Source organism: Caballeronia calidae, assembly GCF_900044055.2.
Lineage (GTDB): Bacteria > Pseudomonadota > Gammaproteobacteria > Burkholderiales > Burkholderiaceae > Caballeronia > Caballeronia calidae.
Window position 1 is genome coordinate 135,109 of sequence record NZ_FCOX02000002.1, and the last position, 23,967, is coordinate 159,075.

The window sequence follows — 23,967 nt, forward strand, 5'->3', positions numbered from 1 at the left end:
CAGCGCGGCAATCGCCGCGCTTTTTTTTTAACTTCGCTTATCATCGGAACACCGCGCATCGAACGCTATTGGATGGTCATCCGGTCGGAGGTCGCATGCCACCGCTACGCGCAATCCATCTGCTGCAAACGAAGGAAGGCTCCCGCCTGCACGGCCCCGAACTCGACCGCTGGCGCCGCTGGGGGCCGTATCTGAGCGAACGTCAATGGGGCACCGTCCGCGAGGATTACAGCGAGTACGGCACCGCATGGGACTACTTTCCGCACGACCATGCGCGTAGCCGCATGTATCGCTGGGGCGAGGACGGCATCGCCGGCTTCGGCAACGATCCGCTCGACTGGTGTGTGTCGCTGGCGCTGTGGAACGGGCGCGATCCGATCATCAAGGAACGGCTCTTCGGGCTGACGAACGAGCAAGGCAATCACGGCGAGGATGTGAAGGAGCTGTACTTCTATCTCGACGGCACGCCGACGCATTCGTACATGAAGATGCTGTACAAGTATCCGCACGACGCGTATCCGTATCAGCAGCTCCTCGACGAAAACAGGCGGCGCGGCCCCGCGCTGCCTGAATACGAAGTGCTCGACACCGGCGTGTTCGATAACGATCGTTACTTCGATGTCTGCGTCGAATATGCGAAGCACGCGCCGGACGATATCGTGATGCGCGTCACGGTCGAGAATCGCGCGGATGAAGCCGCGACGCTGCACGTGCTGCCGCAGTTGTGGGCGCGCAACCGGTGGGCATGGTCTAGCAAATGGGGCAAGCCGTCGCTCGTGCTGGAACAGGACGAGAAGGAAGGCCAACGGGTCGTCGGGCACAATCCGTCGCAAGGCACGATGTTCGTCACGGCTTCAGCGCACGCGCCTATTGAATGGATCTTCTGCGAGAACGAAACGAACGTTCGTCGCATCTTCGGAATCGAAGGCGCGGGACCATTCAAGGACGGCTTCAACGACTATCTCGTCGAAGGCGATGAACAGGCTATCCGGCGAGACCGCGGCACGCGCGTCGCCGCGCATGTGAATCTGCACCTCGCGCCGCATGAGCGCTCGGTGATGTATCTGCGCTGGCGTCCCGCGTCCGTTTCGAATGATCCGCCGCTCGATATGGAACAGCTTTTCGCGCGCCGTGAAGCGGAAGCCGACGAGTTCTATGCGACGCTGCAACACGATATCGACGATGCCGACGCGCGCCTCGTCCAACGCCAGGCGCTCGCCGGCATGTTATGGACGAAGCAGTATTACCAGTTCGATGTCACGCGCTGGCATGACGGCGATCCGGGCCAGCCCACACCGCCGAAAGGGCGCAGGCACGGACGCAATGCGGACTGGCGCCATATGTGCAACGGCGACATCGTGTCGATGCCGGACAAGTGGGAATATCCGTGGTATGCGTCGTGGGACCTCGCGTTTCATGCGGTCGCGTTTGCAACGATCGATCCGGACTTCGCGAAGAAGCAGTTGCTGCTGCTCGTTAAAGAGCGCTACATGCATCCGAACGGGCAACTGCCTGCCTATGAATGGGCGTTCGGCGATGCGAACCCGCCCGTTCATGCATGGGCGACATGGCGCGTGTACGAGCTCGATCGCGAGATGACGGGCATCGGCGATCACGCCTTTCTCGAAGTCATGTTTCACAAGCTGCTGCTCAACTTCGCGTGGTGGGTCAACCGCAAGGACGCCGACGACCGCAACATCTTTCAGGGCGGTTTTCTCGGGCTCGACAATATCGGCATCTTCGATCGATCGCAGCCGCTGCCCACAGGCGGCCGCATCGATCAGGCCGACGGCACCGCGTGGATGGCCTCGTATGCGCTCGACCTCATGCAGATCGGCCTCGAACTCGCGATGACGAACGAGTCGTATGTCGAGATCGGCGTGAAGTTCTTCGAGCACTTTCTGTATATCGCCGAAGCGGTCAGTTGCGGCGAAGGCTGCCACACCGGCTTATGGGACGGCAAGGACGAATTCTTCTATGACGTGCTGCATCTTCCGGACGGCTCGCGCGTGCCCATGCGTATTCGGTCGATCGTCGGGCTGATACCGCTCTTCGCGGTGCATGTGCTCGAAGAGCGCGTGTACGGCGATCTGCCGGGACTGCGCGAGCGGCTCGTGTGGTTCCTCGATCATCGGCCGAATCTCGCGAAGCTCGTGTCGCGCTGGACCGAACCCGGCAAGGGCAATACCACGCTGCTTTCGCTGTTGCGCGGACATCGCATGAAATCACTCTTGCGGCGCACGCTCGATCCGAGCGAATTCCTTTCCGATTACGGCGTGCGAGCGCTGTCCCGCGTGCATTGTCATGCGCCGTATATCTTCGATCGCGACGGCGTGAACGTCTGCGTCAAGTACTTGCCCGCGGAATCGGACTCGCGTGTATTCGGCGGCAATTCGAACTGGCGCGGACCGATATGGATGCCGGTCAATTACCTTTTGATCGAATCGTTGTACGAGTTTCATCGCTACTATGGCGACGAGTTTCGCGTCGAACATCCGACGGGTTCCGGCGAGACGCATTCTCTGAGCGAGATCGCCGACGATCTTTCGCGGCGCATCTCGCGCATCTTTATGAAGGATGCGGACGGCAAGCGTCCGGTGATGGCCGCGTATCCCATGTTGCAGGCGGACCCGCGTTCGCAGGATCTGATCCTGTTTCACGAGTACTTTCATGGCGACAACGGACGCGGTGTCGGCGCTTCGCATCAGACGGGATGGAGCGGGCTCGTTGCGCTGATATTGCAGCCACGTCTGATGAAGCTGTCGCATGTGGGCCCGGAAGCGCCGGTGATGAGCGTGCGATTGCACGAGGAAGCTGCGGCGGCGATGGGGCGCTAGCGCGTTTGCCCTCGTCGGCGATTGAACGGACCGCTTCATGCGTTGGACGTGTCGCGAATCTTTCAAACGCTCGCCTATACTGGGATTGTCGGTTCGACTCTTTCCTTCATGTCCCCAGAGAGCCGGAGGACGTCATCATGTTCAAGCATCTGCTGGTTCCCACAGACGGCTCGCCGCTATCCGAGGCGGCAATACATATGGCGGCGGCGCTCGCCAAGGAGAATGGCGCGCGTATCACCGGCCTTTACATGGTGCGGCCGTTTCATATGACCGTTTATAGCGCCGAGATGGTGGGCGCGGATCAGGATGAATTCCAGGCCGCGGATCGGGCGCGCGCGGAGCTCTATCTCGAGAACGTGAAGAAGATCGCCGCTGAGGCCGGCGTGGAGTGCGATACGGAAGCGCCTTCGGGAACGCATCCTTATGAGGCCATCCTCGATACGGCCAAAGTGCGACGCTGCGATCTCATCGTGATGGCGTCGCATGGGCATGGGGGGATTCGCGGCATGTTGCTCGGCAGCGAGACGCAGAAGGTGCTGACGCATAGTCATTTGCCGATTCTGGTGGTGAGGCCGCCGGAGTGAGGGGTTGGGTAGAGCTTTGTTCCCGTTTGAAACCTACCCCTCCAGATTCCCAAAGCAAACATACTTCGCCTCGAGATACTCTTCCACCCCCGACGACGCCCCTTCGCGCCCCATCCCCGATTCCTTGATCCCGCCGAACGGCGCGACCTCGTTGAACACGAGGCTATCGTTCACGCCGACGACGCCGCATTCCAGCGCCTCCATCACCCTGAACGCGCGGCTGATATCTGCTGTGTAGAAATAAGCCGCGAGCCCGGTGCGCGTATCGTTGGCGAGCGTGATGACATCGTCCTCGTCCCTGAACTGCAGCACGCTCGCGATGGGTCCGAGGATCTCGTCACCGCACACGCTCATCGACGGATCCACATCCGTCAGTACCGTCGGCCTGAAGAAGTTCGATCCGGGCTCCATGCGCGCGCCGCCCGCCGCGATCGTCGCGCCGAGCCTGACCGCTTCGTCGACGAGACCTTCCATCCGCGTCGCCGCCGCCTCGCTGATGAGCGGGCCGATCTGCGCGCCCTCGTCCATGCCGTCGCTCACCTTGAGCAACGCCACCTTCGACACGAGCTTCGCCACGAAGGTCTCGTACACGTCTTCATGCACGAAGAAGCGGTTCGCGCACATCGCCGCTTGCCCCGTGTGACGGAAGCGCGCATCGAGCGCGCCTTTCACGGCGAGGTCGAGGTCCGCATCGTCGAACACGATGAACGGACAGTTCGCGCCCAGTTCGAGCGACATCTTCTTGACGGTCGGCGCGCACAAGGCCATCAGCCGCTTGCCTTCGTCGATGGAACCGGTGAACGATACCTTCCTCACATCGGGATTCGCGAGCAAGGTGCTTCTGACCGGATCGCCCTCGCCCGTCAGCACCGACAGCACGCCGCGCGGCAAGCCGGCGTTCTCGCCGAGCACGCACAGTGCGAGCGCGGAGAACGGCGTCTGGGGATCGGGATGATGAATGACCGTGCAGCCCGCGGCGAGCGCGGCGCCAACGCGCCGCGCGACCATCGACGAGGGAAAGGTCCACGACGTGATCGCGCCGCACACGCCGACCGGCTGATGCAGCACGCGGATACGCTGATTGCGGCGCGGCGCGGGAATGTTGTCGCCATAGATGCGGCGCGCTTCCTCCGCGAACCAGTCGAGGTAGTTCGCGGCCTGCGTGATTTCGGAGCGCGCTTCGTGCAGCGGCTTGCCTTGCTCGCTGCAAAGAATGATGGCGAGATCGTCGCGATGATGTTCGACGAGGCGAGCCCACTCTCTCAGCACCGACGCGCGCTCGCGGCTGCTCCAGCTGCGCCAGTCCTGCAAAGCCGCGTTTGCGCATTCGATGGCTTCGGCCACCTGCTCCGCCGTGACCTGCGGCACGCTGCCGATGATCGCGCCCGTCGAAGGATTGGTGACGGGCACGCGCGGCAGCGAAGTGTTGTCGACCCACGCGCCGCCGATATACGCCGATTGCTCGAAAAGACTTGGGCACTGCAATTCCATGGCTCGCTCCATGCGTTCTGCGCTTTGTGCATTCCGGATGCACCGAGCTTAACGCATTTTTCGGGCCATTCGATAACGCTGGGCTTCGCTGTCGTATCAGTGCTGCGGCATGTCGCGCCGACGATGAATCGAGTGAAAAGCGACCGGCCGGTCGATGGATCGCCGATGGCGGCGGCGCATCATCGATGCGCGCGCCGCCGCTGCGGGCCTCAATGGCTCGCGCCCTCCACCGCGCCGATGCCCGTCTCGGAGCGCACCGTCTGCGCTTCGAAGCCGGCCTGATCGATGCGCGCACGCGCCGACTTGTCCGTCACCGAGAAGAGCCAGATGCCGATGAAACCGATCGCCATCGAGAACAATGCGGGCGACGCATACGGGAACGGCGCATTCGCGTAGTGGAACACATCGACCCATACGGCCTTCGAGAGCACCGTCAACACGACCGCCGAAAGCAGGCCGAGGAAACCGCCCACTGCCGCGCCGCGCGTCGTGCAGCCGCGCCACAGCACGGACATGAAGAGCACCGGGAAGTTGGCCGACGCGGCGACAGCGAACGCGAGCGACACCATGAACGCGATGTTCTGCTTCTCGAACACGATGCCGAGCACGACCGCGACGATGCCGAGCACGATCGTCGTGATGCGCGAAACCTTCAGCTCGCTCTTGCTCGACGCGTTGCCCTTCTTGAACACGGTCGCATAGAGATCATGCGACACCGCCGATGCGCCCGCGAGCGTCAGACCCGCGACCACCGCGAGAATAGTGGCGAATGCAACTGCCGAGATGAAGCCGAGGAATACATTGCCGCCGACCGCGCTGGCCAGATGTACCGCTGCCATGTTCGTGCCGCCGAGGAGCTTGCCGCCCGCGTCCTTGAACATCGGGTTGGTGCTGACCAGCACGATCGCGCCGAAGCCGATGATGAACGTGAGAATGTAGAAGTAGCCGATCCACGTCGTCGCCCAGAACACCGACTTGCGCGCTTCCTTCGCGTTCGGAACGGTGAAGAAGCGCATCAGGATGTGCGGCAGGCCGGCCGTGCCGAACATCAGCGCGATGCCGAAGGAGATCGCCGAGATCGGGTCCTTGATGAAGTTGCCCGGACCCATGATCGACTCTTTCTTCTCGTGCACCTCGACGGCCTTCGCAAAGAGCGCCTCGGGGCTGAAGTGGAACTGCCACAGCACCATGAACGCCATGAACGAAGCGCCCGCGAGCAGCAGACACGCCTTGATGATCTGCACCCAGGTGGTCGCGGTCATGCCGCCGAAGAGCACGTACACCATCATCAGCGCGCCGACGATCACCACCGCGATCCAGTATTCGAGCCCGAACAGCAGCTTGATGAGCTGACCCGCGCCGACCATCTGCGCGATCAGATAGAACGCCACCACGACGAGCGTGCCCGACGCGGCGAACGCGCGAATGGGTGTCTGCTTGAAGCGGTACGCGGCCACGTCGGCGAACGTGAAGCGGCCGAGATTGCGCAGGCGCTCCGCCATCAGGAACGTGATGATCGGCCAGCCGACGAGAAAGCCGATCGAATAGATGAGGCCGTCATAGCCATTGCTATAGACGGCGGCCGAAATGCCGAGAAACGAAGCCGCCGACATGAAGTCGCCCGCGATCGCGAGACCGTTCTGGAAGCCCGTGATGCCGCCGCCCGCCGTATAGAACTCGGCGGCCGAGCGCGTCTTCTTCGCGGCCCATTTGGTGATGAAGAGCGTCGCGATCACGAACGCGATGAACATGCAGATGGCGGTCCAGTTCGTCGCCTGCTTGACGGCCTGGCCGAGATCGCCGCCGGCGGCGAAGGCACTGGCGGATGCGGCGAAAAGCGCGCCGGCCGCGAGGAAACGTTGCGGCTTCATGCAGCCTCCCGCTTGATCTTGTCGGTGAGTTCGTCGTACGTGCTGTTCGCGTGACGCACATAGAGGCCCGTGATGACCACGGTGAAGACGATCACGAAAAGGCCGATCGGCATGCCCCAGGTCATCACGCCCGCGCCCATCTTCGCGGCGAGCAGATCCTTGTTGAACGCGATCAGCAGCACGTAGCCGTAATACACGATCAACACGAGCGCCGTCAGCGTCCAGCCGAGCTTCGAGCGTTTTCGCACCAGTTCGTGATACGCGGCGCTCGACTTGATTTTTTCCACGATCTTGAGGTCCATCTCCGTCTCCTGCATGAAGGTCTTCTCTCTGCCTGCGAATGCGTCCGCGTTCGGCGCAATGCACGAACGATCAGCGAACCTTGGAATTAAGGACGTCCCCGAGCGGGGACATCATGCGATGCTCTCGCGCATGCTGTTTCAGGCAAGTTGTGCTTTCGATGCGCTGGAGACTAAGGTAAGAGCGTCCGCTTACCCGTTTCTTACGTGAGGCGTTTTCTTTTGGCGGGGTTTACGCGAAGCATTGGGCGTCGTCATTCGCTCGATAGCACATGGCGCCAGCATGACAGCATCGACAAAAAAGCATCGGCGTTTTCCTTCAGCGTTTCATGAACTGGCATGTCGAAGCGGACCGGACCGCCGCCGACACCAATTCACCCCCGTGACAAGGCCGACAAGTAATTGCTGCGCTTTCCGTTCCGCACGTCAAGTCAAAATGGCATCAAAGGCTATGGCGTTTTCAGCCGAGTTCAGCTATTACTAGACTCGTCACGCACGTCACGTTAAGCGACGGCGCAGCATGAGCAGCTCTCTCGCTAAAAATCGACCGTCAAAACCGGAGGCAGCTACGACACACCACAAGCATCAGGCTCGCGCTCGTTGACGTCGCCAAAGAGTCCTGTCCCGCGCGATTTCATCGCATGGCGAACACGCTTCTGGAACACCCGCGTTTTCCAGGCGCGCATTCGCTGAACAGCACACCGCGAGCATGCCGCGGCGACGCGCCTTCATGCGCGCTCGCTCATCAACGATCGGCCATCCCAAGAGGGAGGCGCCTATGGCGTTCGTGTCGGAACAGTTACTGGACTGCAGCTCGTTCGTTCAACCGTCGCGCCCGATGCGCGCACTGCGTCTCTTCGCAGTCGCCGCGACCGCGTCGCTCGCGCTCGCCGCGTGCAAGAAGCAGGCCCCCGAAGCGCAGAAGCCCCCCGTCGATGTCACGGTCGTGACGGTCGCCGCGCAATCGACGCCCGTCGACTTCGAATTCACGGCGCAGACACAAAGTTCGCGCGAAGTGGAAATCCGCGCGCGCGTCGACGGCTTTCTGGAAAAGCGCATGTACACCGAAGGATCGCTCGTCAGCGAAAACCAGGTGATGTTCCTCATGGACAAACGTCCGTTCGAGGCCGCGCTGCAGACCGCCAAGGGCTCGCTCGCGCAGCAGCAGGCGCGGCTCCTCGTCACGCAGCAGAATCTCGCGCGCGTGAAACCGCTCGCCGCGATGAACGCGTTGAGCAAGAAGGATCTCGACGATGCCGTCGGCAACGAGAAGAGCGCCGAGGCCGCCGTGATCGCCGCGAAAGGCGAAGTGCAGACCGCCGAGCTGAACCTCAGTTACACGACGATCCGCTCGCCGCTCAAAGGGCTGTCGAGCTTCGCGCGCGTGCAGGAAGGCAGCTACGTGACGCCGACGCAATCGGGCCTGCTCACCCTCGTCTATCAGCTCGACCCGATGTGGGTGAACTTCAGCATCTCCGAAAACGAGCTGCTGACCTACCGCGAGCAGATCCAGAAAGGCCAGCTGCGCTTTCCGCCCGACGACAAGTTCGATGTGACCGTGATTCTGGCCGATGGCTCGGTCTATCCGCAGACCGGCCGCATCGACTTCACGAATCCGGCGTTCAACACGGAAACGGGCACGTTCCTCGTGCGCGCGGTGTTCTCCAATCCGAAGGGCACGCTGCGACCCGGCCAGTTCGTGAAGGCGCGCGTAGCGGGCGCGGTGCGGCCCAACGCGATACTCGTGCCGCAGCGCGCCGTCTTGCAGGGCGCGAAGAGCCATTTCGTCTGGGTGCTGGACAACGAATCGAAGCCGCGCCAGCGTGTCGTCGAAGTCGGCGAATGGCACGGCGACAACTGGTTCGTCACGGATGGCCTGAAGGCGGGCGAACGCGTCGTCGTCGATGGCGCGATCCGGGTCAGCGCGGATTCGCATATCCGCGTCGTCGCCGCGCCCGCCGCGCCCGCCGCGGGCGAAGCGCCGGCGTCGGGCGCGCAGGAGGCGTCGCTCGACAAGACCAAGACCGACAGCGGCGGGACCGGCAAGTGATCTGATCAGACGACGACTATCCGAAGCACGTCGCGCGGAAGAGGCCAATGAATATTTCACATTTCTGCATTGACCGTCCGATTTTCGCGTCGGTCATATCGATCGTCATCACGCTGGGCGGCGCGCTGACCATGCTCGCGCTGCCCACCGCGCAATATCCCGACATCACGCCGCCGCAAATCACGATCTCCGCGACCTATCCGGGCGCGAGCGCCGACGTCGTCGCGAACAACGTGGCCGCGCCGATCGAGCAGCAGGTCAACGGCGCGGACAACATGATCTACATGAGTTCGTCGAGCTCGTCGACGGGCAATCTGACGATCAACGCGTACTTCCAGATCGGCACGAATCCGGAGCTCGCGCAGGTCGACGTGCAGAACCGCGTGAACCTCGCGCTGCCGCAACTGCCGCAGTCGGTGACGGCGCAGGGCGTGCAGGTGCAGAAGAAGTCGCAGGCGTTCATGATGGTGCTCGCCATCTATTCGCCCGACGAGCGCTACGACGCGACCTACATCGCGAACTACGCGAACGTGTATGTCCTCGATGCGCTGAAGCGCATTCCCGGCGCGAACCAGTCGAGCATCTTCGGCACGCCCGATTACGCGATGCGCATCTGGCTCAAGCCCGACCGCATGGCGCAGCTCGGCATCACCGCCGGCGACGTGCAGCGCGCGGTCGCGAACCAGAACCAGCAGTTCGCGGTCGGCCGTCTCGGTCAGTCGCCGACAGGCTCGCCCGTCGAGCAGTCGTTCGCGGTGACGACCACGGGACGGCTCACGGAGCCGGCGGAGTTCGAGAACATCATCATCCGCGCGCAATCGGGCGGCGCCGCGATCGTGCGTCTGAAGGACGTGGGCCGCGCCGAGCTCGGGCAGAAGGACTATTCGATCCGCAGCCGCTTCCAGGGCAAATCCGCGACGGTGATCGCCGTGTATCAGCAGCCGGGCGCGAACGCGCTCGACGTGTCGAAGGCGGTGCGGGCGACGCTCGCCGAGATGAAGAAGACGTTCCCGGAGGGCATCGACTACGAAATCGCGATGGACACGACCGAGTTCACGCGCGCGTCCATCTCCGATGTGATCCACACGTTCTTCGAAGCGGTCGTGCTGGTCGTGATCGTCGTGTTCGTGTTCCTGCAAAGCCTGCGCGCCACGCTGATTCCGGTGATCGCGGTGCCGGTGTCGATCGTCGGCACGTTCATGGGCATGGAAGCGCTCGGCTTCTCCATCAACATGCTGACACTGTTCGGCATGGTGCTCGCGATCGGGATCGTCGTGGACGATGCGATCGTCGTGATCGAGAACGTCGAGCGCAACATGACCGTGTTCAAGCTCGATCCGAAGACCGCCGCGAAAAAGGCCATGGACGAAGTGGCCGGGCCGGTGGTGGCCATCGTGCTGGTGCTGTGCGCGGTGTTCGTGCCGGTGGCGTTCCTCGGCGGCATCACCGGGCAGATGTACAAGCAGTTCGCCATTACGATCGCGATATCGGTGGTGCTCTCGGGCATCGTCGCGCTGACTTTGTCGCCTGCGCTCGCGGCCTTGCTGCTGAAGCCCGGGCATCACGAGAAGAAAGGTTTCTTCCGTTGGTTCGATAACCAGTTCGCGCGCATGACGCACGGCTACACGCGCATGGTGCGGCTCATCATCAAGCGCTTCGTGATCGCGCTGCTGCTATTCGTCGGCATGATCGCGCTCGCCGTCGTGATGATGAAGGACATCCCCACCGCGTTCCTGCCGCCCGAGGATCAGGGCTATCTGCTCGGCGCGGTCATCATGCCCGATGCCGCGTCGCTCGACCGCACCGGGCAGGTGTCCGATCGCGTCACCGAGTATTTCATGAAGCAGCCCGCGGTCGGCAGCATCACGACCGTCGACGGCTACAGCCTGCTCGACAGCCAGAACAAGAACAACTCGTCGACCTTCTTCGTCGGCTTCAAGAGTTTCGACGAGCGCTATAAATCGGCGAATATCCGCACGCAAAACGCGCGTGCCGTGCTCGTCGACGCCTACAAGCATCTGTCGCAAATCAAAGAGGGCATCGTCGTGCCGCTGAATCCGCCGTCGATTCCGGGCCTCGGCACCACGGGCGGCACCGAGATATGGATTCAGAGCAAGGGGGACTCGACCATTTCGCAGTTCGCGGCGGTCGTCGACGATTTCGTCGCGAAGGCGAAGGCGCGGCCCGAGCTGACGGGCGTGACGAACACCTTCAACGCGTCGTCGCAGCAGCTGCTCGCCAGTGTCGACCGCGACAAGGCCGAAACGCTCGGCGTGCCCGTCGAGGACGTCTATAGCGCGATGCAGACGATGTTCGGCTCGCTCTATGTGTCGCAGTTCAACCGGTCGAGCCGGCTGTGGCAGGTGATTCTTCAGGCGGAACCGCAATATCGGCTGAAACCCGACGATCTCACGCAGATTTTCGTGAAGAGCAAGTCCGGCGAGATGGTGCCGCTCAAGTCCGTGGTCACCACGCGCTACGTCACCGGGCCGGATCTCATCACGCGCTTCAACAACTTCCCGGCGGTGAAGATCACGGCGAACGCGGCGCCCGGCTATGCGTCGGGGCAAGTGATCCAGGCGCTCGAGGAAGTCGCGGCGGGCCTGCCGTCCGATTACGGCATCGGGTGGAGCGGCGAGGCGTACGAGGCGAAGCAGGCGGGCGGCACGTCGGGGCTCGTCTTCGTGTTCGGCCTGATCATGGTCTTCCTGATCCTCGCCGCGCAGTACGAGAAGTGGAGCCTGCCGTTCGGCGTGTTGATGGCGGTGCCGTTCGCGATCTTCGGCGCGCTGCTCGCGATCCTGTTGCGCGGCCTCAACAACGACGTCTACTTCCAGATCGGCCTCACGATGCTCGTCGCGCTCGCGGCGAAGAACGCGATTCTCATCTTCGAGTTCGCCGTGCTGAACCGCGAGTCGGGCAAGTCCGTCTACGACGCGGCGATGGTCGCCGCCGAAGAGCGTCTGCGCCCGATCGTGATGACCTCGCTCGCGTTCATTCTCGGCTGCGTGCCGCTCGCGATCGCCACGGGCGCATCGGCCAACAGCCGTCACTCCATCGGCACGGGCGTGATCGGCGGGATGCTCGGCGCGACCGCCATCGCCGTGTTCTTCATCCCGATGTTCTTCTGGGGACTCGAAACGCTGTCTGGGCGCTCGAAGAAGAAGGGCGGCGAAAAGAGCGCCGAAGCGCCCGCCCCCGCCGCCGACACGAAGCCGGCCCCGAACGCATCGGGAAGCGGTCCGAACGCCTCGCCGTCCGCTCCGGACAAGGGAGACTGACATGCGGCGCGCCCGGCTCATTCCCTCTTGCGCGAGCGTTGCCGCCGCGCTCATGCTGAGCGGCTGCCTGCTCGGCCCGAACTACTCGCGTCAGCCGGTCGAGACGCCCGCGACCTATCGCTTCGCGGCGGCCGAAGTCTCCGATGCCGCGAACACCGAATGGTGGAAGCAGTTCCAGGACCCGGTGCTCGACGAGCTGATCACGACGGCGCTCGCGAACAACAAGGACGTGAAGATCGCGGCGGCGCGCGTCGATCAGTTCATGGGCCAGTTCGTCACGACGCGGGCCGCGCTGTTCCCGCAGGTCGGGGCGGGTGCCACGGCGGCGCGGCAGCGCGCGTCGGCGGCGGGGCCGCAGCCGCTGAACGGCTTCGGGCCGGTCTACAACAGCTTCGAACTGTCCATCTCGGCGGCGTGGGAAATCGATCTCTTCGGGCGCAACCGGCGGCTCACCGAGGCCGCGCGCGCGAACCTGCTGTCGAGCGAGGAAGGACGGCGTGCGACGATCCTGTCGCTGGTGGCGTCGGTGGCGTCGTCGTATCTGAATCTGCGCAGCCTCGACAAGCAACTGGAAATCGCGAAGGCGACGACCGAGAGCCGCGCCGAATCGGTGCACGTGTTCACGCTGCGCTTCGAAGGCGGCGAAGTCTCGCAGATGGAGCTCGCGCAAAGCCAGTCCGAATACGAAGCGTCTCTTTCGACGATCCCGCAGCTCGAAACGCAGATCGCGCAGCAGGAAGATGCGCTGTCGGTCCTGCTCGGCGCGAATCCCGGACCGATCATGCGCGGCCGGACGCTCGGCGAGCTGGCGACGCCCGTGATTCCGGCGGGACTGCCGTCGGATCTGCTGGAGCGGCGGCCGGATCTGCTTCAGGCGGAACAGGATCTGGTCGCGGCCAATGCGCTGATCGGCGCGGCGCGCGCGCTCTACTTCCCGCAGATTTCGCTGACGGGTCTGCTCGGCACCGCGAGCGGCCAGTTCTCGTCGCTCTTCACGGGACCGGCGCGCGTGTGGTCGTTCGCGGGCCAGGTCACGCAGCCGATCTTCACCGCGGGCAACATCTCCGGCCAGGTGCAATCGGCCGAAGCGCAGCAGCAGGCGGCGCTGCTCACGTACCAGAAGGCGATACAGGTCGCGTTCCAGGAAGTCGACGATGCGCTGATCTCGTCGCAGAAACTGCACGAGCAATTCGAAGTGCAAGGCCGTCAGGTGACGGCGCTCTCCACGTATTCGCGTCTCGCGCGGGCGCGCTATGAAGGCGGCTACACGAGTTATATCGAAGTGCTCGATGCCGAGCGCAGCCTCTTCAACGCGCAACTCTCGCAGACGCAGACGCAGGCCGCCGCGCTCGCTTCGTTCGTCACGCTGTACAAGGTGATGGGCGGCGGCTGGGTCGTCATGGCGGACAAGATGACGACGCAGCAGAGCGCGACGCCTCCCGCCGACACGGCCAAACCCGGCCAACCCGGATCGCAGACAGTGCAATGAACACGGTGACATCCGACGATGGCAACGCGCGCGCGCTGATCGCATGCCACGAGTGCGATCTCATGCAGCGCGAAACCGACGTGCCGCCCGGCGGCACGCTGCGCTGCTGCCGCTGCCGCGCCGTGCTGTATCGCCGGCGCGGACGCGGCTTCGACCGCGCGCTCGCCTATGCGCTCGCCGCCTGCGTGCTGTGGCTCATTTCGAACGCGTTTCCGATCGTCGGCCTCGCGGTCAACGGCGATCTCGTCGAAACGACGCTGATCGGCGCGGTGCGCGTGCTGTATCGCGACGGCATGTGGCCGCTCGCCATCCTCATCTTCGTCACGACGGTCCTGATGCCGCTGCTCCAGGCGCTCGGCATGGTGTGGCTGCTGCTGCCGCTGCACCTGAACCGCAGGCCGTGGCACGCCGACGCCGTGTTCCGCCTCCTGCGCATCGCACGCGACTGGGGCATGACCGAAGTGCTGATGCTCGGCCTGCTCGTCGCGGTCGTGAAGCTCGCGCATATCGCGTCGGTGGTCACGGCGCCGGCGCTGTGGTCGCTCGCCGCGCTGATGCTGCTGCTCGTCGCGGCGGCATCGGCATTCGACGAGCGCGCGTTGTGGATGCGCCTCGAAGGCACGCTGCCCGGGATGCCCGCCGACACGCCGCTCTCCGGGCGCACGGCGGCGGCGAGCGGCATCTTCGTCTGTCACGATTGCGGCCTGTCCACGCGCGGCACGCAACGTCATGAACATGTGTGCTGCCCGCGCTGCGGCGCGCGCCTGCATCTGCGCAAGCCCGCGAGCCTGTCGCGCACCTGGGCGTACCTGATCGCGGCGGCGATCCTCTACATCCCCGCGAACCTGCTGCCCGTGATGAACACGAGCTCGCTCTTCGGCGCGCAGAAGGACACGATCATGAGCGGCGTCGCGTATCTGTGGCATTCGGGATCGTGGCCGCTCGCGATCATCGTGTTCATCGCGAGCATCGCCGTGCCGATGCTCAAGATTCTCGCCATCGGCTATCTCGCCACGACCGCGAATCTGCGCATGTCGATGCGCAATGAGCAGCGCGCGCGCATCTACCGCATCGTCGAGCTGGTGGGACGCTGGTCGATGCTCGATATCTACGTGATCGCCGTGCTCGTCGCGCTCGTGCAGTTCAGCGCGATGGCGACGATCGAGGCCGGGCCCGCCGCGATCGCATTCGGCGCCGTCGTCGTGCTGACGATGTTCGCCGCGATGTCGTTCGATCCGCGCCTGATCTGGGATTCAGCGCCACCACGGGAAGAATGACGATGAACACACCCGGCGATATCCCCGATGCGGAAGTCGCGCCGAAGAAGCGCTGGCGCATTCCATGGGTCTGGGTCGTGCCGGCCATCGCGGTGGCGGTCGGCATCTGGCTCGCGGTGCAGGCCGTGCTCGCGCAGGGCCCGACCGTCACGATCAGCTTCAAGACCGGCGAAGGGCTCGAAGCGGGCAAGACGAAGATCAAGTTCAAGGACGTGGACATCGGCCTCGTGAAGTCGGTGGCGCTGTCGAAGGACTACAAGGAAGTCGTCGCCACGGCGGAGCTCACGCGCGACGCGTCCAAGATGCTCGTCGACGACACGCGCTTCTGGGTCGTGCGGCCGCGCGTGGCGGGCGGCTCGGTCTCGGGCATCAGCACCTTGCTGTCGGGAGCGTATATCGGCATGGATATCGGCCGCGCGAAAGAGAACCGGCGCGATTATGTCGGGCTGGAAACGCCGCCGGTCTTCGCGAGCGACGTGCCCGGCCGCAAGTTCGTGCTGAAGGCGCCCGACCTCGGTTCGGTCGATGTCGGCACGCCCGTCTATTTCCGCCGGCTGCAGGTGGGCCAGGTGACGTCCTTCGAGCTCGACAAGGACGGCAGCGGCGTCACACTGAATGTGTTCATCAACGCGCCCTACGACCGCTATGTGAACGCCGATTCGCGCTTCTGGCAGGCAGGCGGCATCGACGTGACGCTCGGCACCGACGGGCTCAAGGTCAACACGCAATCGCTGGTGTCGATTCTGATCGGCGGGCTCGCGTTCGAGACGCCGGCCGTGTCGCTGAACTGGGCCGAGGCGCAGCCCGACACGGTTTTCAGGCTCTACCCGACGCGCAGCGAAGCGCTGCGCGTGCAGGAGCGCATCGTCGAGACTTACGCGTTCAACTTCCAGGGCTCGGTGCGCGGACTCGCGGTGGGCGCGCCGGTCGAGTTCCGGGGCATTCAGATCGGCGAAGTGTCGGCGATCTATACGCGCTTCGACCCGGCGACCAAACGGATCAGCATCCCTGTGGAAGTGAAGCTCTATCCGGAACGCTTCACGTCGCGCTTCGCGAAAGAGCCGAAGGGCGGGCGCATGGCGAGCGATCCGAAGGCGCTCGCGGATCTTCTCGTTTCACGCGGGCTGCGCGGGCAGTTGCGCACGGGAAGCCTGCTCACTGGCCAGTTGTATGTGTCGCTCGACTTCTTCCCGACTGCGCCGAAGGCGACCATCGACTGGAGCCATACGCCGCCCGAATTGCCGACGACTCCGAGCGGTCTCGAATCGCTGCAGGACTCGATCAACCGCATCATGACGCGCATCGACAAGCTGCCGATCGAGGAACTCACCGCGAGCGCACAACAGACCCTCAACAGCACGACCGCGCTGATGCAGGGCATCAACTCGCAGGTCGTGCCGCAAGCCGCGACGACGCTCGCCGCCGCGCGCGCCGCGCTCGATGCCGCGCATTCGACGCTCATGCCGGATTCGGGCCTGCAGCAGGACACGGCCGAAGCGATTCGCGAGCTGACGCGCACCGCCGTTTCGTTCCGCAGTCTCGCGGATTATCTGCAGCAGCATCCAGAAGCGCTGCTGCGCGGCAAGCCGGAGGAGAAGAAGTGATGCGGCCTTTACTCCTGTCTCTCCTGCTCGCTGCGCTCGTCGCCGGCTGCCGTTCGCCGGGCACGAGCTTCTATCGCCTGAGCGCCGATCCCTCGCTCACCGCCACGACCCCGCGCGCGGTCTCGCGGCCCGTGATCGTCGGACCGGTGACGGTGCCCGATCTCGTCGATCGTCCGCAGATCGTCACGCGCAACACGAACAACGAGGTCACGCTCAACGAATACGCGCGCTGGGGCGAGCCGATCAAGAGCAGCATCGCGGACGCCATCGCCGGCGATCTCACGCTCCTGCTCGGCTCCGACAGGGTGGCGGTCGCGTCGCGCACGATCTTCGACCCGCAGGCGTTGCGCGTGCGCGTCGATATCCAGCAGTTCGAATCCGTTCCCGGCGATGCCGTCGTGATCGACGCGCACTGGGCCGTGCGCCGCTTCGGCGACGAAAGCCCCGCGGTGAGCGGCCGCTCGCTCGTGCGCGAGCCGGTCAGCGGGCCGGACTGGAATGCGCTCGCGGCCGCGCACAGCCGCGCGCTCGCGAGCGTGAGCCGCGATATCGCGACGGCGATCGCCCGCGACGCGACGCCTTGAATCGCGCGGTCACAGCACCCAATGCTCCGCGCCGTCGAGCGCGGTGCCCGCGGGCGGCATGTCGCGCCGCGCGATGCGCACGAACTGGACCGCGCGCGTTTGCGGCGGCTGCATCGGCATGTGCGCGAGGCTGAGGGTCACGTTCGCGCCGCATTCGTCGCTGCCCTCTTCCACCAGCAGGTTCATCTGGTTGATGCAGAGCGTGCGCGTGTCGACGCTGATGAGCGCCGAAGGCTCGCCGAGCAGATCGACGAGCGTGCGCAACTGCACATCGACGGCCTCGGCGCGCGAGCCGAGCGCGGCGAGCGCCGCTTCGTTTTCCGCGACATCGCGTTGCAGGCGCGCCATGTCGCCGGACGCCTCCGCCGGCGACACGAGACCGCTCATGCCCGCGCCGCGCCGGCCGAGCATCTGCATTCTCGCGTTGAGCAGCGCGCGATGTTCGTTGAGCGCGTCGCGCTGCGCTTCCTGCGCCGTGAAGCGCGACAGGGCTTCGAGCGTGAGCTGCTCGACGATGCGCAGCACGATGTTGCGGCGAAGCGCGTCGTCGGTTTCATCGCAGATGCGGATGCGCTTGTCCTCGAAGCCGATCGTCGTGCGCGCGACATCCGAGCGCATCACGCCGCCTTCGAGCGCGGCGCCGAGCACGCGCCGCTCGACCATCCTGCTGCTCAGCACCGCGTGCACGTGGTCCGCCGCGAAGTGCTCGTCGAGCCAGCCGCGCACTTCATTCGACAGCCCGATGACGCTCACGATATCGTCGGGCGTCGCGAACATCGCGCGCAGCAAAGGGTCGCCGGCCCAGGCGTCGGGCGTCGCATCGCGCGATGCGGGTAGCGCGAGGACGAGCTCGCGCGCATAGCCGAGCGTCTTGCCGATGACAGGCGCAAGCCGCGCTTCATAGCGATTCGCGAGCCTCACCTGCGGCGCGATCGCGACGATGCGTTCGAGCGCTTCCCGCACGTCTTCACGCGACGCGCCGTGGTCGTCCGTATCGCGATGAAAGAGCCAGCCGAAGAGATTCATCCCATGATGTGCACGCCGCCGTCCACGTAGAGCGTTTCCCCCGACAGGCGCCGCGCGAAAGGCGTCGCGAGAAAAGCGCACGTGAAGCCGACGTCCATGATGTCGACCAGCTCGCCGAGCGGCGCGCGCTCCGCGGCCTCGGTCAGCAGCAGATCGAAGTCCTTGAGCCCCGATGCGGCGCGCGTCTTGAGCGGCCCCGGCGAGATCGCGTGCACGCGGACACCCTGCGGGCCGAGCTCGTAGGCGAGATAGCGCGCGCACGCTTCGAGCGCGGCCTTCACGGGGCCCATCACGTTGTAATTGGCGACGACCTTGTTCGCGCCGTGATAGCTCATCGTGAACATCGTGCCGCCGTCTTTCATCAGCGGCGCCGCGAGCCGCGCCATGCGCACGAACGAATGGCAGGAGATGTCCATCGCTTTCCCGAAGCCTTCCGCCGAGCAGTTCAGAAGCCCGCCTTGCAAGTCCTCCTTCGGCGCCCATGCAATCGAATGCACGAGGATATCGAGCTTGCCCCATTCGCTGCCGATCCGCTCGAACACCGCATCGAGCTCGTCCTGGCTCGATGCGTTGAGCGGCATGAAGATCGGCGCTTCGAGCGCCTGCGCGACCGGCTCGACATAGGGCCGCGCTTTCTCGTCGGCATAGGTGATGGCGAGATCGGCGCCCAGCTCGCGAAACGCCTTCGCGCATCCATACGCGATCGAATGCTCGTTGGCGATGCCGGTGACGAGCGCCTTCATGCCCTTCAAAACAGGCTGCGGAACGTTCATCGTCATGCGGATGCTCCTTCGATCAGCGCCAGCGTATGACGCGCGATCATCAGTTCTTCGTTCGTCGGAATCACCCACGCGCTCACCTTGCTCGACGCCGTGCTGATGCGCGGGTCGCCGCGATCGTTGGCCTGCGCGTCGAGCTCGATGCCCCACCACGCTGCCTGTTCGCATACGCGCTGCCGTATCTCTTTCGAATGCTCGCCGATGCCCGCCGTGAACACGATCGCATCGAGCCCTTGCAGCGCCGCGCCCATCGAGCCGAGCTCGCGGCCGATGCGATACACGTACAGATCGATGGCGAAGCGCGCGCGTTCGTCGCTGCTCGCAAGGAGCGCGCGCATATCGCCCGAGATGCCGGATACGCCGAGCAGGCCCGACTTGCGATACAGCACGTCTTCGATGTCGCGCGCGTTCATGCCGAGCTCATCGAGCATGTAAAGAATCACGCCCGGATCGATATTGCCGCTGCGCGTGCCCATCATGAGACCGTCGACGGCGGTGAAGCCCATCGTGCTCGCGACGCTCTTGCCCGCGTGCATCGCACAGAGGCTCGCGCCGTTGCCCAGATGCGCGACGACCGTGCGCCCTTTCGCCGCATCGGGTGCGATACCCGGCAGCGCGCTCGCGATGTATTCATACGAGAGGCCATGAAAGCCGTAACGCTTCACGCCCTGCTTCGTGATCGATTCGGGCAGCGCGAACGCCTGCGCGAGCGGCGCCTGCGTCGCATGAAACGCCGTATCGAAGCAGGCGACTTGCGGCAGCCCCGGATTGCGCTCCGCGATGATGCGGATCGGCTTCAGGTTATGCGGCTGATGCAGCGGCGCGAGCGGTGTGAGCGTCTCGAGTTCGTCGAGCACCTCGTCGTTCGTCAGCACCGGCTTCGTGAAACGCGCGCCGCCATGCACGACGCGATGTCCCATGCCAACCAGACTATGCCCGGCGGCGCGTCCGCGCAGGAAAGCGACGAGATGCAGGATGGCATCGGCATGTTCGAGCTTCGTGCCCTCGGCCCATGCATGCTCGCCGGTCTTCTCGCCCTTCGCGTTGAACGCGACGAAACGTGGCGAGCTGAAGAGTCCTTCCACTTGCCCATGCGCGGCGAGATCGAGCGCGCCGCCCGCCACGTCGAAGGCGCTGAACTTGATGCTCGACGAGCCCGCGTTGAGAACCAGAATGACATCGGCCATGAGCTCACCCCGCCACTTGCGCTTCTTCGCGGCGTTTCGACGCCACGAGCGACGCGATAGCGCACGACGCGAGCCGCGATTGCAGCGAATCGGCGCGGCTCGTCAGGATGATCGGCACGCGCGCGCCGAGCACGATGCCCGCCGCATCCGCGCCCGCGAGAAACGACAGGCTCTTCGCGAGCATGTTGCCCGCTTCGAGATCCGGCACGATCAGCACGTTCGCGCGGCCCGCGACGGGCGAATCGATCTTCTTCGTCTGCGCGGCTTCGAGATCGATCGCGTTGTCGAGCGCGAGCGGACCGTCGACGAGCGCGCCCGTGATCTGATGCCGGTCGACCATCTTGCAGAGCGCCGCCGCCTCGATCGTCGACGGCACTTTCGGGTTCACCGTCTCCATCGCGGAGAGAATCGCGACGCGCACCTCGTCCAGGCGCAACGCATGGCCGAGATCGATCGCGTTTTGCAGGATATCGACCTTGTCGGCGAGCGTCGGCGCGATGTTGATCGCCGCGTCGCTGATGATGAGCACGTTCTCGTGTCCCGGCACGTCCATGATGAAGCAGTGCGACACGCGCCGCTGCGTGCGCAGGCCCCCGTCGCGCTTCACGACTGCGGCCATCACTTCGTCGGTGTGCAGGCTGCCCTTCATGAGCGCCTCGGCCTTCGCCTCGCGCACGAGTTCCACCGCCTTTTCCGCCGACGCGTGACTGTGCGGCGCATCGACGATGGGAAAGCCCGCGATGTTCAGCCCGCATTCCGCCGCGACCTCGCGGATGCGCTCCTGCGGCCCGACCAGAAACGGCGCGATCAGGCCCATCTCGTGCGCCTTCACCGCGCTCTCGAGCGATGTCCGGTCGCAGGGATGCGCGATGGCCGTCGCGAGCGGCGGCAATGTCCGGCAAACCTCGATGAGCCGCTCGTACTTCTCATGCGTGTGATCCATAACGTCTCCGGTGAGAACGTGAGATGCGCCGCCGACGCCTCAGTGCGCAGGCGCGGAACGTCTTGCCGTGCGCGCGGCCTTCAGCGGCAGCGCCGCGCGGATGCGCGCGAGCATGTCCTCCTGCGCGGGCGTCGGCTCGAAGCCTTGCAGACGGCTATCGGCGTGCAGCTTGTCGAAGAGCGTGAGGAGCTTCTTGCGATCGTCGTTGTCGTCGAGAAGATCGGGCAGGGTCGAGAACGCCTGCTCCGGCTCGTAGCGCACGATGATTTCCTGCTCGCCGCGCATGCGCCGCCATTCGTCGCGCGGCATCTGCGGCAGATATTCCGCATAGTCCGCCGCGAGCTCCTGCCGAAGCACCATGCGCGCGAGCGGCAACGGTTCGTCGTGACGCCCCAGCAGGCACGCGACCCGCGCCACGGCTTCCGCATAGCCGCCGTGCGCGATGGATTCGAGCGCTTCCTGAACGAAAGGCAGTTCGCGCGGATCGGCCGGCAGCGCATCGGCCTTCTGTGCCTGCGCTTCGTGCTCTTGCGCACGATGCACCGAGAACATGTTGCCGTACACGGAGAAGAACATCGCCTCGGTGGCGGCATCACGCATCGCGCGATAGAAGTCGAGGCCCGCGCTGATCATGTCGGAGCCGCAATGTTCCGCGCGGCGCAACACGTCGCGTTCGGTATCGGGCTTGCGCGCGGCCCTCACCGCATCCGCCGCCGGGCCGAGCCATGCGAGCCACGGGTTGTAATCGGAGAACATCCAGCGTTGCGCGCGCAAGGGATGGAAGGCGCGCAGCATCTTCGCGGTGTTGTCGTTCGCCATCGCCTGCACGAAGGGTTGCGCGAAGAGTTCATAGGCGCGCTGATTGAAATCCGATACCTGTTTCACCGCTTCGAACGGCAACTCGTCGGCGCGCTCGAAGCGATTGAAGCGTTCGGTCACATCCTCGAGACGACGCTCGTGGAAGGTCACGTCGTATTCGATCTTGCCGTCGTCACCCTTTCGTTCGGCGATCTCCATGCCGTACAGCCCCGGCGGAAACGATTCGATCGCCTCCAGCACCGATGCGATCTGCGTGTATTCCTTCTTCGCGACCTTGCCGCTCACGAAGATGCCCAGGTGCCCGATGCTCTTGTGCATCAGCCCGACGATCACCTGTCCGCGCGCCTTGATTTCCTCCGTGCTGCCGTAGACATCGGCGACCCAGTTGAAGGCCTGCTGCGGCGGCGTGATGTTGTCGCCCATCGACGCGAAGAGAATGATCGGCGTCTTGATCGCGCGCAGGTCGAACGACGTGCCCGACACGCCGCGCACTTCGCCGGACCACAGCTTGTTGCCGACGAAGAGATTGCGCGTGATCCATTCGATCTCTTCGCGGTTCATCAGGTAGTAGCCGCCCCACCAGCGCTCGAAGTCGAGAAAGCGCGGCGGCTCGGTATCGATCTTGTCGAACAGCGTGTAGTACTTGTCCCAGAAGCTGTTCGCGGGATTGAGGTTCTCGAAGTTCTCGACCAGATACGCGCCGTCGAACTTGCCGTTGCCGAGATCGGCCGTGAGCGACGCGAGCCACGTGCCGCCCAGCATGCCGCCCGAATAGCGCATCGGGTTGTCGCCCTCGCCTTCGCTCCACGCGCCGCTCCAGTACGACATCGGCGCGCCGTTGATGACGAGCGGTCCGGTGTCGTCGGGCTGCGAGCTCGCGAGCATCATCGCGGCCCAGCCGCCCTGGCAATTGCCGACGATCGCGGGCTTCGGGCTGTCGGGATGCAGCTCGCGCACGTGCTTCACGAACTGCTGCTCGGCCGCGCAGACATCGAGCAAGGTCTGGCCCGGCTGCGGATCGCGGAAGAACGTGACGAAGTACACCGGATGCCCCGCGCGCAACGCGACGCCCACTTGCGAATCGTCCTTGAAGCCGCCGATGCCGGGACCGTGCCCCGCGCGCGGATCGATGATGAGATAGGGACGCTTCAGCGGATCGATGCTCACGCCTTCGGGCGGCACGATGCGCAACAGCGCGTAATTCACGGGCCGCGCGAAGGTGCGGCCATCGACCAGCATTTCATGATCGAAATGCAGCACGGGTTCGAGGCCGCGCTTCGTCTGCTCGATGAAATTGTTGCCGCGCTGACGCAGCGTGTCCCAGAAGAGGATCGAGCGCTGCATGCGATCGACCGCATAGCCGAACCCGTTGTACTGGCCGAGTTCGCTTGCACCGGCATCGCCGAATTGATGCGCGCCGCCGTTGCCGTAGAGACGCATGCCCGCATCGCGTGCGCGCTCGCTGATTTGCTGCTGCGCCAGTTCCGCGCGCTTCTGAAACACGCGTGTGACCTTCTCCGCGATTTCCTGGCTTCGCGCCAGCTGACTTGCATACGTCATGACGTTGACCTCCGTGACTGGAACGTGCAGGGGATAACGCTGGAAGCGAATGCATCGACCGGTCCGACGAACGCACGGACCGATGAATTTGAATACCACCATTAAAATATATGTGCAACGTGCGACAGGGAAGAGGCAAAAATTCGCGACTTATCGACGCGTGACGTAATCGTCAGCAACGTGACGATTCGCTGATATTTCGCAACACCCGCTGTTGGATTGCGCAGCGTGCGCGCTGCGCCGGGCGGCGAGCGCGAGCGTGCTGCGCGCGCACTGTTTCCGGCAG

General features: G+C 64.5%; 16 protein-coding genes. 8 read left to right on the top strand and 8 right to left on the bottom strand.

The window, feature by feature from the left end:
• The first annotated feature begins 95 nt into the window (after positions 1-95).
• Complete coding sequence (locus tag AWB78_RS02840) at positions 96-2,837, top strand: MGH1-like glycoside hydrolase domain-containing protein (protein ID WP_062602031.1); 2,742 nt, start codon at positions 96-98, stop codon at positions 2,835-2,837.
• A 137-nt stretch (positions 2,838-2,974) separates the two neighbouring features.
• Positions 2,975-3,421 (top strand): universal stress protein, encoded by a 447-nt coding sequence (locus tag AWB78_RS02845; RefSeq protein WP_062602033.1) that lies wholly within the window; start codon positions 2,975-2,977, stop codon positions 3,419-3,421.
• A gap of 33 nt (positions 3,422-3,454) precedes the next feature.
• On the opposite strand, the gene AWB78_RS02850 is transcribed toward AWB78_RS02845, so the two are convergent.
• From AWB78_RS02850 to AWB78_RS02860, 3 genes are all read right to left on the bottom strand, one after another.
• Complete coding sequence (locus tag AWB78_RS02850; RefSeq protein ID WP_062602035.1) at positions 3,455-4,912, bottom strand: NAD-dependent succinate-semialdehyde dehydrogenase; 1,458 nt, start codon at positions 4,910-4,912, stop codon at positions 3,455-3,457.
• Positions 4,913-5,121: 209 nt separating this feature from the next.
• Entirely contained in the window at positions 5,122-6,783 is a 1,662-nt protein-coding gene (locus AWB78_RS02855) for a cation acetate symporter (protein WP_062602037.1), read from the bottom strand.
• A complete protein-coding gene (locus AWB78_RS02860) occupies positions 6,780-7,085 on the bottom strand; it encodes a DUF485 domain-containing protein (RefSeq protein WP_062602410.1) in 306 nt (101 codons plus the stop codon). Before AWB78_RS02860 ends, AWB78_RS02855 begins: the two co-directional genes overlap by 4 nt.
• A 775-nt stretch (positions 7,086-7,860) precedes the next feature.
• On the opposite strand from AWB78_RS02860, the gene AWB78_RS02870 reads away from it, so the two are divergent.
• From AWB78_RS02870 to AWB78_RS02895, 6 genes are read left to right on the top strand one after another with little or no spacing between them, the layout of a single operon-like run.
• Complete coding sequence (locus tag AWB78_RS02870) at positions 7,861-9,132, top strand: efflux RND transporter periplasmic adaptor subunit (protein ID WP_062602041.1); 1,272 nt, start codon at positions 7,861-7,863, stop codon at positions 9,130-9,132.
• Between the two features lie 47 nt (positions 9,133-9,179).
• The gene (locus AWB78_RS02875; protein ID WP_062602043.1) at positions 9,180-12,413 is read left to right on the top strand and encodes an efflux RND transporter permease subunit; all 3,234 of its coding nucleotides are present in this window, start codon (positions 9,180-9,182) and stop codon (positions 12,411-12,413) included.
• Between the two features lies 1 nt (position 12,414).
• Positions 12,415-13,902 carry an efflux transporter outer membrane subunit gene (locus tag AWB78_RS02880; RefSeq protein ID WP_062602045.1) on the top strand — a complete coding sequence of 496 codons (1,488 nt, stop codon included), beginning with the start codon at positions 12,415-12,417 and terminating at the stop codon, positions 13,900-13,902.
• The gene (locus tag AWB78_RS02885) at positions 13,899-15,179 is read left to right on the top strand and encodes a paraquat-inducible protein A (RefSeq protein ID WP_062602047.1); all 1,281 of its coding nucleotides are present in this window, start codon (positions 13,899-13,901) and stop codon (positions 15,177-15,179) included. Before AWB78_RS02880 ends, AWB78_RS02885 begins: the two co-directional genes overlap by 4 nt.
• A 2-nt stretch (positions 15,180-15,181) precedes the next feature.
• Entirely contained in the window at positions 15,182-16,783 is a 1,602-nt protein-coding gene (locus AWB78_RS02890) for a PqiB family protein (RefSeq protein ID WP_062602412.1), read from the top strand.
• Complete coding sequence (locus tag AWB78_RS02895; RefSeq protein ID WP_062602049.1) at positions 16,783-17,367, top strand: PqiC family protein; 585 nt, start codon at positions 16,783-16,785, stop codon at positions 17,365-17,367. Before AWB78_RS02890 ends, AWB78_RS02895 begins: the two co-directional genes overlap by 1 nt.
• A gap of 9 nt (positions 17,368-17,376) precedes the next feature.
• Here the strand turns inward: AWB78_RS02895 and AWB78_RS02900 are convergent, their stop codons facing one another.
• The 5 genes from AWB78_RS02900 to AWB78_RS02920 are packed head-to-tail and all read right to left on the bottom strand — an operon-like array spanning position 17,377 to position 23,681.
• Complete coding sequence (locus AWB78_RS02900; protein ID WP_062602051.1) at positions 17,377-18,393, bottom strand: hypothetical protein; 1,017 nt, start codon at positions 18,391-18,393, stop codon at positions 17,377-17,379.
• On the bottom strand, positions 18,390-19,172 hold the full coding sequence (gene fabI / locus AWB78_RS02905; RefSeq protein ID WP_062602054.1) for an enoyl-ACP reductase FabI: 783 nt from the start codon (positions 19,170-19,172) through the stop codon (positions 18,390-18,392). The genes AWB78_RS02900 and fabI overlap by 4 nt, the downstream gene beginning before the upstream one ends.
• Positions 19,169-20,359, bottom strand: a complete 1,191-nt coding sequence (locus AWB78_RS02910; RefSeq protein ID WP_062602056.1) for an acetate/propionate family kinase — start codon at positions 20,357-20,359, stop codon at positions 19,169-19,171. The genes fabI and AWB78_RS02910 overlap by 4 nt, the downstream gene beginning before the upstream one ends.
• A gap of 4 nt (positions 20,360-20,363) precedes the next feature.
• A complete protein-coding gene (locus tag AWB78_RS02915; protein WP_062602058.1) occupies positions 20,364-21,302 on the bottom strand; it encodes a phosphate acetyltransferase in 939 nt (312 codons plus the stop codon).
• A gap of 39 nt (positions 21,303-21,341) precedes the next feature.
• Positions 21,342-23,681 (bottom strand): DUF3141 domain-containing protein, encoded by a 2,340-nt coding sequence (locus AWB78_RS02920; RefSeq protein WP_062602060.1) that lies wholly within the window; start codon positions 23,679-23,681, stop codon positions 21,342-21,344.
• Positions 23,682-23,967: the final 286 nt, after the last annotated feature.